Below are 14,188 nucleotides of genomic sequence, written 5' to 3'. Positions count from 1 at the left end.
CCCGTGGTGCCCGCCGCGCTGCCCCCCGCCGAGGCCGTGGACGCGCCGGGCGGCCGGCTGGTCGCGGCCGTGGCGGCCGGCGTCGAGGTGTGCAACCGGCTCGGCATGGCCTCCTACCTGCCGGAGGCCGGCAACTCGCTGTTCTTCGAGAAGGGCCAGCACGCCACCTCGATCTGCGGCACGCTCGGCGCGGCGGTGGCGGCCGGGCTGCTGTTCGGGCTGGACGCGGAGGGCGTCGCGCACGCCGTCGGCGTGGCGGCCAGCATGGGGTCGGGCGTGATCGAGGCCAACCGCACCGGCGGCACGGTCAAGCGGGTCCACTGCGGCTGGGCGGCCCATTCGGGCGTCACGGCGGCCGTGCTGGCCCTGGAGGGCCTGACCGGGCCGCCGACGGTGCTGGAGGGGCGGTTCGGGTTCTTCCAGGCGTGGCTGGACGGCCGGTTCGACGCCGAGGCGCTGCTGTCGGGGCTGGGCGAGCGGTGGGAGCTCCTGCGTACGGTGTACAAGCCGTATCCGACCAACCACTTCACCCACCCGGGCATCGACTGCGCCCTGGCGCTGGGCACCCTCGGCGTGTCGCCCGAGGACGTCGAGGACATGGAGCTGGGGGTGGCGGCCCCGGTGCTGCGGACGATCGCGGAGCCCCGGGACGACAAGATCAAGCCGAGTTCGCCGTACCACGCCAAGTTCTCCGGCCCCTACACCGTGGCGGCCGCCCTGCACGGCGGCGGCGGCCTCGGGCTGTCACTGGACGACTTCGCCGCCCTGGACGCCGACCGGCTGGCGCTGGCCGCGCGGGTGCGGTGCGTGGCGGACGAGCGGGCGACGGAGATCTTCCCGCGCGCGTTCGCGGCCGTGCTGCGGGTACGGCTGCGCGACGGGTCCGCGCTGGAGCACCGGGTCGACTCCTCGCGTGGCGGGCCCGAGCATCCGCTGACGGCCGAGGAGCTGGCGGTGAAGTTCCGGACGAACGCGGGGCGGGCGCTGGGCGGGGACCGGGTGGCGGCGCTCGTCACGGCGGGCCGCGGCCTCCCGGAGGCCGCCTCGGTGGGGCCGCTGCTACGCCTCACCGTCGCCCCCTGAGCGCGCCGCCCGGCTACATCAAGCGCGCCTTCGCGCCGCCCGGTTCCGGGCGGCTCTCCGCGGGGGTGACCGACGGCGGCGGCAGGACCTCACGCGGCTCGTCCAGCGACGGCAGCTCCGCCGCCCCCTCACGCCGCGCCGCCTCCACCGGGGCGGCCTCCTCCCGGCCAGGCACCTCCCGACCCGCCGTCTCCCGACCCGCCGTCTCCCGACCTGCCGTCTCCCGCTCGGCCGTCGCTTGCTCGGCCGTGCCGGCCCCTGTCCGCGCCTCCGCAGCGCCACCCACGCGGTCGAAGAAGCGCAGCAGCTCCACCGGCAGCGGCATGATCAGCGTCGTCGTCTTCTCCGCCGCCACCTCCACCACCGTCTGCAGCAGCCGCAGCTGCAGCGCCGCCGGCGTCTCGGCCATGATGGCGGAGGCGTCGGCCAGCTTCTGCGCGGCCTGGAACTCGCCGTCCGCCGTGATCACCCGGGCCCGCCGCTCCCGCTCCGCCTCGGCCTGCCGCGACATCGAGCGTTTCATCGTCTCGGGCAGCTGCACGTCCTTGATCTCGACCCGGTCGATGTGGATCCCCCAGCCCAGCGCCGGGCTGTCGATCATGAGCGCGAGCCCCCGGTGCAGCTCCTCGCGGTTGGACAGCAGGTCGTCGAGCTCGCTCTTGCCGATGATCGAGCGCAGCGACGTCTGCGCCACCTGTTCGACCGCGAACAGGTAGTCCTGCACCTCGATGGCCGCCCGCAGCGGGTCTTGCACCCGGAAGTAGACGACCGCGTCGACGCGTACGGACACGTTGTCGCGGGTGATGCCCTCCTGGGTGGGGATGGGCATGGTGACGATCTGGACGTTGACCTTGGTCATCCGGTCCGCGAACGGGACGAGGAACGATAAGCCGGGCTGCCGCACCTCCTTCTGGGCCCGGCCGAAACGGAAGACGATGCCCCGTTCGACCTGGTTGACGACCCTGACGCTGCTGAAGGCGGTCCAGAGCACGAGCACGGCGAGGACGGCGAGGAGGATGCTGGTGACCATGATGGTGTCCCTTCCGTTCCGAGCGTAGGCCCGTACGCCCTCATGTCGACAGGCGTTGTCGTGAGGTGCTCCAGCGCGGCCCGTCGGGGGTGTCCTCGACGTTCACGCCGCCGCGGCTCATGGCGGCGCGCAGCGCGTCGGCGACGTCGTAGCCGCCGCCCCTGCGCAGCTCGTCGCGGAGGGTCAGCAGGGACTCGACGAGGGAGCGCACGTCGGCGTCGGCGGCCCGCTCGCCGAGGCGGGCGATCAGCAGCCGCAGCAGCTCACGGGCCTGGTCGACGCCTCCGGAGTCTTCCTCGGTGTCGGCCGCCCACGTGACGATCTCCGCCTCCAGGTCGAGCACGACGCGGGCGGCGGCGACCATGTCGGGCTCGGCGGCGGCCTTCTGGAAGAGCCGCTCGCAGCTGCGGATGGTCTCCTCCAGCGTGACCTGGGCCGGGGCCAGGCCGGAGGCGGCGGCCGGACGCGGCGAGGGCGTGGCGGCGGCTCCCGCGCCGCCCTCGGCCAGGCGGCGCAGCCCGGCCAGGTCGGTACGGGTGCCCGTGGGCAGGACGACGGCCGAGCCGTCGCGGCGCACGGTCAGCCCGCCGCGGCCGGCCACCTCGACGCTCTCGCTCTCCAGGTCGATGACGACGGCGGTGTGCTCGTCGATGCCCAGCACGAACGCGCCGTCGGGCAGCTCGGCCTCCATCCGGGACAGCCGCCGCTCGCCCAGATAGCAGTAGCGGGTGTCGTGGGTGCCGCCCTCGGCGTTGTCGAAGTGCGGGATCAGCACCGCCCGCAGGCCGAGCGGCTCCAGCAGGTCGAGGCCCTCGCGCCAGCAGGGCTCGGCGCCGACCTTGTAGATCTCGTACACGGGCACCGTCGCGAGCCCGGCGGTGCAGGCGGCGGCGGAGGCGAGCACGGTCACCCCCTGGCGGGCGCGCACGCGGGCCCGCAGATCACCCGCGGTGGGGCCGCCGGTCCAGCGGTCGAGCGCGTACGTGGGGCTGCCCGGCCCCGAGAACACCCAGTCGGCCCCGGCGACCCCGTCGGCCACCTCGACCTCCAGGCCGACGCTGCGCGCGAAGTAGCGGCGGGCGCGGGCGGAGATGTCGGCCGCGTTCTCCTGGAAGGCGTAGGGGGTGTCGAGCAGCACGGCCCGCGCGCCGGCGCGCAGCCCCCGCGCCGCGGAACGGTGCACCTCCACCATGGTCGGGGCTGTCTCGCCCGACCCCATGAGCACCAGCAAGCCGGGCATGGCCGTCCGCCTCTCTCTTGTGCACCCCATCGAACTACAGCCACGCTCCCGGACATCTTCAAGAGCCCCGCTACATTTGCGATGAGATCGCTTCTGCAACGAACTGGCAGTAAGTTGTTGTCGGTGACGGGAAGACACGTGGTCTCGGTCGAGACGCTCATGCTACGGGTGAGCACGGACAGTAAGTGGGCGTATCGGCGCGTCACCACCCTGCCGGATCCGGGAGAGTCTCCTGACCAGGCGGCGCGACGCGCCTGCGGGGTCGCCGCCGACGCCGACGCGACCGTCGTGCACTCCACGAGCTGGCGTTATACGGGCAACGGGGAGATCGTCCTGACCTATGCGGTGTGCCCCGATCCGGAGCCGTGGCTGCCCGCCGTCGAGCTGCCCTCCATGGAGATCGCCGCGGGCTCCGCGCCCGCCACGCCCGCGCCCGACCGGGTGGAGGTGGCCAATGTCGTGGCGCACGCCGTCCGGCATCTGGCGTTCCTCATGGACGAGGACCCGGTCGTGCGAAAGGCGCTGGAGCGTCGCGCGGAGGTCGCGACGGCCTTGGACCCGACCGTCACGACCTCATCCGCGACCCGCCTGCTCCCCTGCCCCTGAGATCGCCCTTGATGCCTGGAGGCGGCGGCCGAGGGCCTGCATGGGCCGCTCCACGTACCGGTAGGCCAGCGCGCTGACCGCCAGCACCAGCGCCATGGCCAGCGCCGCCGCCCCGAGCTGCACCGGCAGCGGCGAGCGCCGCAGGTCCCCGCTCACCTCGACGAAGAACTTCAGCAGCGGATGGTGCACCAGGTACAGGGAGTAGCTGATCAGCCCGAACCAGCTCAGCAGCCGCGGCACCCGCCTGCCGCGCAGCGCCATCCCGCCCGCGAACGTCGCCGCCGCCAGCGCGATCGTGGTGATCCACACGTCCGGCTCGACCCACCACCAGCCCGACTCGATCGCCCAGATCGGGGCGATCGCCACCAGGACCGCGGTGACGGCGACGGGCCACAGGCCGCCCGCGCCGCGCTCCCACCGCTGGATGGCGGTCCCGGCGAACATCACGCCCAGCACCGCCACGCCCATCCACGGCACCCGGCTGCCGAACACCAGCAGCACCAGCGCCATCACGCCCAGCGCGCAGGCGGCGGCCGCGCGGAACCTGCCCGTCACCACGCAGGCCAGCCCGGCGAAGAACGCGGCCGCGGAGGCGTAGGCGACCCAGCCGCCCTCCAGCAGGGCGCCGGCGACCAGCAGCCCCACCACCACGGACCCGGCCGCGAACAGCACCGCGTACAGGCCGCTGCGCCGGTGCCACCCGGTCACGAACAGCGCCGTCACCAGCAGGTAGAACACCATCTCGTACGAGAGCGTCCACATCGTGTCGGCGACCCCGCCCACGCCCACGACGTCGAGCAGCATCGTCGCGTGTCCGGCCACCGCCGAGCCGTCGCGCGGCACCGCCTCGCGGACCGGCACCCACCAGGCGGCCGCCAGCACCAGCGCGGCCACGGCCAGGTAGAGCGGGTACAGGCGGAAGACGCGGCTGACCCAGAAGGCCCGCACGTCGCCGTGCCGCTCCAGCGAGGTCGGGATGATGTAGCCGCTGACCAGGAAGAAGACGAAGATCCCGTAGACCCCGAGGTTGAACCAGTACGGCCGCAGCGCGGGCAGGAACCACGGCAGCAGGTGCTCGGCCACCACCGCCAGCGCGCCGATCCCGCGCAGGGCGTCCAGCCAGGCGAGCCTGGGCTGCCGGGCGGGGGCCGTGGCGTCCGGGCCTGTGGTGTCCGGGCCCGTGGTGGAAGTGGCGGAGATGATCGGCACCCGCCCCAACCTACCCCGACGAGGTACCTCAATGCCCCGCGTGTCGCCCCGGCCCGGAAGACCAGGCGACAGGGTCAGCGGTGACTGGTCAGCGGCGCGTGGTGGTCGGCGCCCGCCGGGCCGTGCGGGTCGGTGTGGACGGTGGCCGCCCGCAGCCGCGGCAGGTCGTGGATGAGGCGGTGCTCGGCGGCGACGGCGACCGCGTGCGCCTCCACCAGCGACAGCCCGTGCCCCACCAGGATCTCCACCTCGGCGTGCAGGGCGTGCCCGATCCAGCGCACGCGTACGGAGCCGACGCGTTCGACGCCGTCCACGGTGGCCAGGATGCGTTCGGCCGCGTCCACGATGGCCGGGTCGACGGCGTCCATCAGCCGGTGGTAGATCTCCCGGGCCGCGTCCCGCAGCACGTAGCAGATGGCGATCGTGATGAGCAGGCCGACGATCGGGTCGGCGATCGGGAACCCGAGCGCCGCGCCGCCGGTGCTCAGCAGCACCGCCAGGGACGTGAACCCGTCGGTCCTGGCGTGCAGCCCGTCGGCGACCAGCGCGGCCGAGCCGATCTCGCGGCCCACCCTGATCCGGTAGCGGGCGACCCACTCGTTGCCGAGGAAGCCGGCCACCGCCGCGGCGGCGACCCACCCGACGGCGCGCATGTCGCGCGGGTCGAGCAGCCGCGTGACCGCCTCGTACCCGGCCAGCGCGGCGGACGCGGCGATGATCACCACGATGACGATCCCGGCCAGGTCCTCGGCCCGGCCGTACCCGTAGGTGAAGCGCCGGTTGGCGGCCCGGCGGCCGAGCGAGAACGCGATCGCCAGCGGCACGGCCGTGAGCGCGTCGGCGACGTTGTGCAGCGTGTCGCCGAGCAGCGCGACCGAGCCTGACATGACGACGATCACGCCCTGGATCACGGCCGTGACCATCAGCACGGCGAACGAGACGCCCAGCACCCGCAGGCCCCGGCTGCTGGCCTCCAGGGCGGAGTCCGTCTTGTCAGCCGTGTCGTGGCTGTGGGGCGCGACGGCGTGCCACGCCTTCGCCAGCGCCCCCCTCAGACGACCGGCCGGATGCCCATGTCCGTGCCCGTGCCCGTGCGAGGAGCCCGATTCGTGCTGGTCGGCCATGCTCTCCTCCTTGCACCACGCGCCGGTCCCAAACTCACCACCCGATCCGGTTCTTGCCGGAGACGAGCGCGCGGGCGATCACGAGCCGCTGGACGTCGTTGGTGCCCTCGCCGATGGCCATCAGCGGCGCGTCGCGGTAGAGCCGCTCGACCACGAACTCCTGGGAGTAGCCGTAGCCGCCGTGGATGCGCATGGACTCCAGCGACGCCTTCAGCGCCACCTCGGAGGCGAAGTACTTGGCCATGCCCGCCTCCATGTCCACCCGCTTGCCGCTGTCGGCCTGGGCGGCGGCCCAGTAGGTGAGCAGCCTGGCCGCCTGGATCTCGGTGGCCAGGTCGGCGAGCTTGAGCTGCACGGCCTGGAAGTCGGCGATGGGCTGGCCGAACGCGGTCCGCTCGCGGGCGTACGAGAGCGCGGCGTCGTAGGCGGCCTGGGCGACGCCGACGGCGCGGGCGGCGATGTTGACGCGGCCGATCTCCAGCCCGCCGAGCACCTGCTGCATGCCGCGTCCCTCGACGCCGCCGAGCAGCGCGTCCGCGGGCACCCGCACCTGGTCGAGCACGACCTCGCACGTCTCGGTGCCCTTGTAGCCGAGCTTGGGCAGGTCGCGGCTGACGCTGAAGCCGGGTGTGGACGGGTCGACGAGCAGCACCGACATGCCGCGGTGGGCGGGCTCGGTGATCGAGGTCTTGACCAGCACGGGCAGCGGGTCGGCGTGGCGGGCGTTGGTGATCCACGTCTTGGTGCCGGTGACGACGTAGTGGTCGCCGTCGCGTACCGCGCGGGTCTGGATGCCCTGAAGGTCGGTGCCCGCGCCCGGCTCGGTGAGCGCGATCCCGGTACGCCGCGTGCCGGCGGCCAGGTCGGCCAGGTGCAGCGCCTTCTGCTCCTCGGTGCCGTGGCGGGCGATCATCACGCAGGCCAGCGAGTGGGAGCCGAGGACGCCGGCCACGCCCATCCAGCCGCGCGCGATCTCCTCGAAGACCAGCGCGTACGACACCATGTCCGCCCCGAGCCCGCCGTGCTCCTCCGGCACGGTGAGGCCGAACAGCCCCATGGCCTTCATCTTGTCGACGATCTCGGTGGGATAGCGGCCCGAGTGCTCCCACTCGACGGCCACGGGCACGATCTCCTTGTCGACGAACGCCCGCAAGGTCTCCCGGAAGGCCCGCTGCTCCTCGTTCAGCTCGAAGTCCATGCCCCCAGGATCACACGGGAGTGAGCCTGGAGACCACGTCCACGATCCGGGCGGCGCGCTCCAGCTCGGCGCGGTGGAAGCCGGGCCCGTCGGCGCGGGCGACGACCACGTGCAGCCCGTGCGCGGCCACCGGGAACAACATCAGCGTCAGCTCGTCGGCGGCGCGGGTGACGGCGCGCGGCGGCGGCTCGGGCAGGTCGAACTTCTCGGGGGCCGCGTGGCTGGCGTGCCGGACCAGCCCGTCGGCCAGGGCCAGCGACCATTCGGCCGCGCAGAGGCCCGGCAGCGCGTCCACCAGGGTCTCGATGCCCCGTGACGGTTCGGCGGCGACGTGCATGAGCAGGTCGTAGTCGGGCGCGGAGCCCGGCAGGTCCTTGGTCGGCCACGCCCCTTCGACGCGTACGCCGGGGACGGCGGAGAGCCGCTCGCGCGCCTCCTCCGAGGTGACGGCGCCGGGCCAGGAGACGGTGAAGTCGTCGATCGCCCGGCCCGCCTCCCGTTCCAGGACCGTGACCTGCAGGATGTCGGCGCCCAGCGCGCCGAAGGCCCGGGCGACCTGCCCCAGGCCGCCGGGCCGGTCCGGCAGCGACACCCTCAGTCGCAACAGCATGGCCGCCCCCTCTCCAGAGGCTCTACGGTCCCGCGGAAAGGTTTCCAGCATGTTCCACGGACATGTCACACATGCTGCGGTTATATCCAAGGATGCGACGCTAATTCCGTATTCACGGTAAAGGCGCGGCATGTGCCCTTTATGCGAAGACGTCCTGCTGATAACGGCCCTGCTCCTCAAGCGAGGCGAGCCACGCCTCCGCGTCGCCGCCCGTCGTGTCGTGCGAGCGGTGCAGGGCCAGCAGCGCCGCGCGTACGGCCGGGGCCATGCGCAGGCCGTCGCCGCAGACGTACACGTGCGCGCCGGCCTCCAGCAGCTCCCACACCTGCTCGCCCCGGGCGGCCAGCGCGTCCTGGACGAACCTGTACGGATGCCCCGGCACGGCCGAGTACGCCGTGGTCACGCGGACCGCGTCCGACGCCCAGCCCTCGACCTCCTCCCGGTACAGCCAGTCGTGCTCGGGGTGGCGGCAGCCGCAGAACACCTCGGCCCGCCCGCTCGCCCCGCCCAGCGCCCGCTCCTCCAGGAAGCCGCGCAGCGGCGCGAAGCCGGTGCCGGGCCCGACCAGGACCACCGGGGTGGAGGGGTCCTCGGGCAGGCGGAACGGCGGGGCGGGCACCCGTACGTACCCGTAGAACGTCTCCCCCGGCGTCAGGCCGGCCAGGTAGGCCGAGCACATGCCGCGGTAGGAGCCGCTGCCCGACCAGGCGGGGCCCTCGACGAGCCCGACCGTGATCCGCACCAGCGACGAGCCGGCCAGCGGCGAGGAGGAGACGGAGTAGTAGCGCGGCCTGATCGGCCCGGCCATCTCCAGGAACACCGGCAGCGGCAGCTCGATCGCCGGGAAGCGCTCCAGCAGGGCCAGCGGCGACACGCGCTTGGCCAGGATCTCGTCGGCGTAGGAGGCGGCCAGCTCGGCGAGCTGCCCCTTGGTCCACGGGCAGCCGGTGTGCGCGCCCAGCGCCTCCAGGTCGGAACGGGTGGCCACCTCCTGCAGCTCGGCGAACTCGGTCAGCAGCAGCCCGGCCGTCACCGGCGTGTCCACCGGCAGGTGCGTGGTGCCGCTCGCGCGCAGCCGCACGACCTGCTCACGCGGGACGCGCAGGCAGCGCAGCGCCCACTCGACCAGCTCGGCGTCGTTCTTGGCGAAGACCGCCACGTGGTCGCCCGCCGAGTAGGTCACGCCCTCGGGCAGCCGGGCCACGATCGAGCGGACGCCGGGACGGGGGGCCTCCAGCGAGAAGTCCCACAGCCCCTCCGGGTCGCCGGTCAGCTCCTCGTTGGAGACCACGGTCAGCGGGAAGGCCCGCGAGGACACCACGGCGGGCCGCACCTCGGCCTCGGTGAGCACCTCCATCCGGTAGCGGGGGCCCGCCTCGGCGGCCGAGGCGCTGTACTCCCCGGCCGTCGCCGCCCACAGCTTCGCGGTCCAGGCGGTCACGTCGCCGTCGAAGTCACCGTCGGCGTCGGCCTCGCCCCGCTCGACCAGCGGCACCGCCCCGGCGGCGGTGAGCTTGGCGAACGCGCGGCGGGGGAAGTCCTGGTAGGTCGGCCACTGGGTGTTGCCGCAGCCGAGCAGCGCCAGCCGTACGCCGGACATGTCCGGCAGATCGGTCAGCGCGTCGAAGCGCTGGGCGTTGTCGGGGGCCTTGCCGTTGTAGGAGGAGGCGACCACGATCAGCAGCCCCTCGCGCGGCGGCTCCATGTCGTCGAGCGTGGTCAGCGTGGTCGCGAACCCCGCCCGTCCGGCCCGCTCGGCCAGCCGCTCGGCGATGTCGGCGCTGGTGCCGAGGTTGGAGCCGTACGCGACGGTGAGCGCGACGCCGGTGACGGCGATGTCGCGCTGCTCCTCGGCCTCCGCCCGCCGACCGGCCGCCACTGCGCGCTCGTGCGCCCGGCGCTCGCGCACCCGTACGGTGAACCCGTCGGGCTTGAGGGTGAGCGTCTGCTTGATCTTCATCCGGTAGACGGCCGGGTCGGAGATCGCGAAGCGGCGCAGGATCATCGCCAGCGCCAGCCTGGCCTCGGTGAGCGCGAACTGGCGGCCGATGCAGGCCCGCTCGCCGTTGCCGAACGGCTTGTAGGCGGCCGGGTGGTGGCCGCGCTTGTTCTCCGGCAGCCAGCGGTCGATGTCGAACTCGCCGGGCCGCTGCCACGCCTTGGGGCTGCGGTGCAGGGTGGGCAGCAGGATGACGACGGGGTCGCCGGCCTGGAGCGCGTACTGGCCGCCGAGGACGGTGTCGGAGATCGCGTTCACGCTGAAGGCCGGGATCGGCGACCACACGCGCAGCGTCTCCTCCAGGACGCGCGCCACCACGTCCAGCTTCATGATCGTCTCGTACGCGGGCGGCTCGTCGCCCGGCAGCAGCCGGTCCACCTCGTCGTAGGCCCTGGCCAGGGTGTGCGGGTCGCGCAGCAGGTTGTACAGCGCGAACGACAGCAGCCCGCTGGTGGTCTCGTGCCCGGCGATGAGGAAGGTGAGGACCTGGTTGCGGATGTTCTCGTCGGACAGCCGCTCGCCGCTCCGCGGGTCGGAGGCCTCCAGCATGAGCCCGAGCAGGTCCTTGGCGGCCGTGCCGCCCTCGGTGCGCCGCCGCTTGATCACCTCGTCCACCAGGTCGCGCATCTGCTCGATGTCGGCCTTGTAAGCGACATCCTGCTTGCGGCGCAGCTTGGTGACGAACGGGAGCTGCTGGTTGCGCACCATCGCCTCGGTCAGCGCCCCGCCCATGGCGGTCAGGAACGGGTGCAACCGCGGCGAGTCGAACGAGTCGAACCGGTAGCCGAACCCGGTCAGCGAGATCGTGTCGAGGGTCAGCCGGGTCATGTCGTCGGCGACCGGAAGGTCCTCGCCCTGCCGCGCCGCCCACGACTCGGACAGCCGCTCGGCGACCTCCAGCATCTGCGGGTAGTAGGCCTTCATCGAGCGCTGGCTGAAGGCGGGCATCAGGATGCGGTGCGCGTGCCCCCAGACGGGCTCGTCGGGCGAGGCGGTGAACAGGCCGTCCCCGGCGAAGTCACGCACGATCGACAACGGCGGGTTGATCTCCTTGCGGAAGCGCGTCTCGTCGCACGCCTCGGCCACCAGGTCGGGGTCGTACACCACCACGACCTTCCTGCCTAGCAGGTCGAGCCGGAAGACGCCCTCCGGGTGCGCCCGCGCGACCTGCTCGAAGTAGGCGATGGGCGAGTGCGACGGCACCTGCAGCGCGTTGCCGACGACCGGCAGTCCGCGAGGGGCCGGAATCTCCTTCATGACCTGCTCCAACCTGTAGCCATACATCGTATGGCTTACGCTACCATACGGTGTATGGCAGTGAGCGCGCGCAGGGGCACGCCCCTGACGCTTGAGGAGATCCACGACACGGCGTTGCGCCTGATCGGCGAGCACGGGGTGGAGGGGTTCTCCATGCGGAAGCTCGCCACCGAGCTCGACGTCAACCCGATGTCGCTCTACCACCACGTGGAGAACAAGACGGCGCTGATCACGCAGATCTGCGCGACCGAGGGCGCGCGCATGGAGCTGCCGGGCGAGGACCTGCCGTGGCCGGAACGGCTGCGCCGGCTCGCGCACGCGTACCGGAGACTGGCCTTCGACAGGCCCAACATGTGGCGCTACGTCCACACCCATCCGGAGATCATCGCCAGCCGCTCGGGCGGGCTGTGGGACGTGCTGTTCTCGATCCTGGAGACGGTCGGGGTGCCCGGAGACGAGCGGAGGCGGACGGCGGACGTGCTGTACGCGTTCGTGTCGGGCCTGGTGTTCGCCGAGACGACCGGGCACATCGGCGACGGCCAGGCGCCTGACGAGGCCGACCGCACGTTCGAGACGGCGATCGACCTCATCATCAGGGGCCTCGGCGGGCCCTGAGCGGCTTCAGGCGGGGCGCTCCTGCACGACCCAGCCGTTGCCGTCGGGGTCGCCGAAGAACACGAACGCGTTCCAGGGCCCGCCCCTGCCCTCGGCCCTGCCGCCCTCGCGGTCGAAGTGCTGGACCGTGCTGACGTCCACGCCGCGCCCGGCCAGCTCGGCCCTGGCCGCGTCGATGTCGGGCACCACGAGCTGCAGCCCCTGCACCGAGCCGGGCGGACTGGCGTGACCCGTCTGGATCACCACCGAGCAGGCCGAGCCGGGCGGGGTGAGCTGCACGAAGCGGACCTCGTCGTTGACGCGGGTGTCGTGGTCCACGACGAAGCCGCACCGCTCGGCGTAGAACGCCTTGGCCTTGTCCACGTCCGTCACGGGGACGGGGACGACCTCGAGCTTCCATTCCATGGGAGGCATCCTCTCTCTCGCCGGTGCGTCGTACGAGGGGAGGCCGAATCGACACGTACCCGCCCAGCTCGGCGGGGCCATAACACCGCGATAGGGGTTGTTTGCCATCTATGCCAATTCCTGTCAGCCACTAACTTGACAGGCACCCCCCACAAAGGAGTGCTCATGCCGAGTAAGCGCTGGCCTCTGCTAGGCGCCACCATCGTGGCCGCCTGCCTGGCCACCAGCCCCCTCACCCCCGCCGCGGCGGCCTCCCCCACTCCAGTCACCCCTCCGGACTCCGCCGTCGTCGACTCCATCGAGCGTGACTTCGGGCTGACCGAGCAGCAGGCCATCACCCGCCTGGCCAACGAGCAGCGCGCCGCGGCCACCGAGAGCGCGCTGACCGCCTCCCTCGGCGCCTCCTACGCCGGCGCGTGGCTGAACGCGGACGCCTCCAAGCTCACGGTCGCCACCACCGACCCCAACAGCTTCAGGACCATCGAGGCGAAGGGCGCGCAGCCCGTCCTCGTCCCCCGTTCCCTCGCCCAGCTGACCGCGGTCAAGGACCAGCTCGACGCCGCCTCCGCCCAGACCGGCGCGTCCCTGTGGTACGTGGACGTGACCACCAACACCGTCGTCGTCGTGGCCGCCGACCAGGCGAGCGGCGAGGCCTTCGCCGCCAAGGCAGCGGACAAGGCCGCGGTACGGGTGAGCGTCTCCGCCGAGCAGCCGCAGACCTACATCAACATCATCGGCGGCGCCGCCTACTACATCGGCTCCAGCCGGTGCAGCGTCGGCTTCTCCGTCACCCGCGGCGGCACCCCCGGCTTCGTCTCCGCCGGCCACTGCGGCCGCGCCGGCAGCGCCACCCGCACCCCGACGGGCACCTTCGTGGGCTCGTCGTTCCCCGGCAACGACTACTCCTACATCACCGCCCCCGGCAACACCGCGACACCGTACGTGCGCGGCTCCGGCGGCGCCAACGTGACCGTCCGCGGCTCCACCGTCGCCGGCGTCGGCTCCTCCATCTGCCGCTCCGGCTCCACCACCGGCTGGCGCTGCGGCACCGTCCAGCAGCTCAACGCGACCGTACGGTACTCGCAGGGCACCGTCACCGGCCTGACCCGCACCAACGCGTGCGCCGAGCCCGGCGACTCGGGCGGCTCGTTCATCTCCGGCAGCCAGGCCCAGGGCGTCACCTCCGGCGGCTCGGGCAACTGCTCCTCCGGCGGGACCACCTACTTCCAGCCGGTCAACGAGATCCTCGGCGCGTACGGGCTGACACTGGTCACGGGCTGACCTCGGCGGTCGCGGGCTGACGTCCCTCGCATCACCCACAGCACAGCGTGCCCGGCGCCCGCCGGGCACGCTGTCGCCCTTCCCCCCACCCGTTACCCGTTCGAGGGGCCGGCCGTCTGATGCCCACCCCGCCCACAACGGGCTTCGCCCCCGCAGCGCTCCGCGCCACAGGAGCTCAGACGCTCCTCCCAGTCGGGCCAGAGCCCCGACCCCTGAAGGGCCTCCGCTCCGCTCCGGACGCCCTCCTCGGGCGCGGCTCCGCCGCGCGCTTCGCCCAGGGTTTCGTTCGAGCCCCTGAGACGCACCCTCCGGCCACCAGGACGGCTTCCCATCGGACGTTCAACCGCGGAATGGGTCCTTGATTCCCGGCCATGGACGACTCGCGATCGCGATGCCGAAAACATTGAGGTTTTCTCTGCAGGCAAATCGGGCGATAGTGACCGGATGACCATGGATGCGGAGGTGTCGTCGATCGCCTGACAAGAGCATGGAGCCCTCGATAGAAGCGGATGTGCGACCATCCGTGCTCAC

The 14,188-nt window shown here is 72.6% G+C and carries 13 protein-coding genes; 4 read left to right on the top strand and 9 right to left on the bottom strand.

Annotation, left to right across the window (positions count from 1 at the left end; genetic code table 11):
* Window positions 1–1,083 (top strand): MmgE/PrpD family protein (locus KME77_RS10395; protein WP_219464856.1); only part of this gene is annotated, 1,083 nt, incomplete at its 5' end.
* Between the two features lie 13 nt (window positions 1,084–1,096).
* Here the strand turns inward: KME77_RS10395 and KME77_RS10390 are convergent.
* On the bottom strand, window positions 1,097–2,113 hold the full coding sequence (locus KME77_RS10390; protein ID WP_219464854.1) for a slipin family protein: 1,017 nt from the start codon (window positions 2,111–2,113) through the stop codon (window positions 1,097–1,099).
* Between the two features lie 40 nt (window positions 2,114–2,153).
* Window positions 2,154–3,353, bottom strand: coding sequence for a hypothetical protein (locus KME77_RS10385; RefSeq protein WP_219464852.1), 1,200 nt, complete (start codon window positions 3,351–3,353; stop codon window positions 2,154–2,156).
* Between the two features lie 123 nt (window positions 3,354–3,476).
* On the opposite strand from KME77_RS10385, the gene KME77_RS10380 reads away from it, so the two are divergent.
* Window positions 3,477–3,959, top strand: a complete 483-nt coding sequence (locus KME77_RS10380; RefSeq protein ID WP_219464850.1) for a hypothetical protein — start codon at window positions 3,477–3,479, stop codon at window positions 3,957–3,959.
* Here KME77_RS10380 and KME77_RS10375 read toward each other — a convergent pair.
* The 5 genes from KME77_RS10375 to KME77_RS10355 all read right to left on the bottom strand — a co-directional run bounded on the left by KME77_RS10375 (window position 3,927) and on the right by KME77_RS10355 (window position 11,356).
* Entirely contained in the window at window positions 3,927–5,168 is a 1,242-nt protein-coding gene (locus tag KME77_RS10375) for an acyltransferase family protein (RefSeq protein ID WP_308250649.1), read from the bottom strand. The two genes, KME77_RS10380 and KME77_RS10375, sit on opposite strands and share 33 nt — an antisense overlap.
* Before the next feature lie 74 nt (window positions 5,169–5,242).
* Window positions 5,243–6,292, bottom strand: a complete 1,050-nt coding sequence (locus tag KME77_RS10370; RefSeq protein WP_219464848.1) for a cation diffusion facilitator family transporter — start codon at window positions 6,290–6,292, stop codon at window positions 5,243–5,245.
* A gap of 34 nt (window positions 6,293–6,326) precedes the next feature.
* The gene (locus KME77_RS10365) at window positions 6,327–7,490 is read right to left on the bottom strand and encodes an acyl-CoA dehydrogenase family protein (protein ID WP_219464846.1); all 1,164 of its coding nucleotides are present in this window, start codon (window positions 7,488–7,490) and stop codon (window positions 6,327–6,329) included.
* Window positions 7,491–7,500: 10 nt separating this feature from the next.
* Complete coding sequence (locus tag KME77_RS10360) at window positions 7,501–8,100, bottom strand: ACT domain-containing protein (RefSeq protein WP_219464838.1); 600 nt, start codon at window positions 8,098–8,100, stop codon at window positions 7,501–7,503.
* Window positions 8,101–8,239: 139 nt separating this feature from the next.
* Window positions 8,240–11,356 carry a bifunctional cytochrome P450/NADPH--P450 reductase gene (locus KME77_RS10355; RefSeq protein ID WP_246609542.1) on the bottom strand — a complete coding sequence of 1,039 codons (3,117 nt, stop codon included), beginning with the start codon at window positions 11,354–11,356 and terminating at the stop codon, window positions 8,240–8,242.
* Window positions 11,357–11,410: 54 nt separating this feature from the next.
* On the opposite strand from KME77_RS10355, the gene KME77_RS10350 reads away from it, so the two are divergent.
* Window positions 11,411–11,971: a TetR/AcrR family transcriptional regulator gene (locus KME77_RS10350; protein WP_219464828.1), complete on the top strand. Its 561-nt coding sequence runs from the start codon at window positions 11,411–11,413 to the stop codon at window positions 11,969–11,971.
* A 6-nt stretch (window positions 11,972–11,977) separates the two neighbouring features.
* Here the strand turns inward: KME77_RS10350 and KME77_RS10345 are convergent, their stop codons facing one another.
* Window positions 11,978–12,376 carry a VOC family protein gene (locus tag KME77_RS10345; protein WP_219464827.1) on the bottom strand — a complete coding sequence of 133 codons (399 nt, stop codon included), beginning with the start codon at window positions 12,374–12,376 and terminating at the stop codon, window positions 11,978–11,980.
* Window positions 12,377–12,541: 165 nt separating this feature from the next.
* On the opposite strand from KME77_RS10345, the gene KME77_RS10340 reads away from it, so the two are divergent.
* Window positions 12,542–13,657 (top strand): S1 family peptidase, encoded by a 1,116-nt coding sequence (locus KME77_RS10340; RefSeq protein WP_246609541.1) that lies wholly within the window; start codon window positions 12,542–12,544, stop codon window positions 13,655–13,657.
* 339 nt (window positions 13,658–13,996) lie between these two features.
* Here the strand turns inward: KME77_RS10340 and KME77_RS10335 are convergent.
* On the bottom strand, window positions 13,997–14,188 hold a 192-nt coding region (locus KME77_RS10335), incomplete at its 5' end, for a hypothetical protein (RefSeq protein WP_219464825.1).

It is taken from the genome of Nonomuraea rhizosphaerae (assembly GCF_019396405.1).
Taxonomy (GTDB): Bacteria; Actinomycetota; Actinomycetes; order Streptosporangiales; family Streptosporangiaceae; genus Nonomuraea; species Nonomuraea rhizosphaerae.
This window is presented reverse-complemented; position numbering and strand designations above follow the sequence as displayed.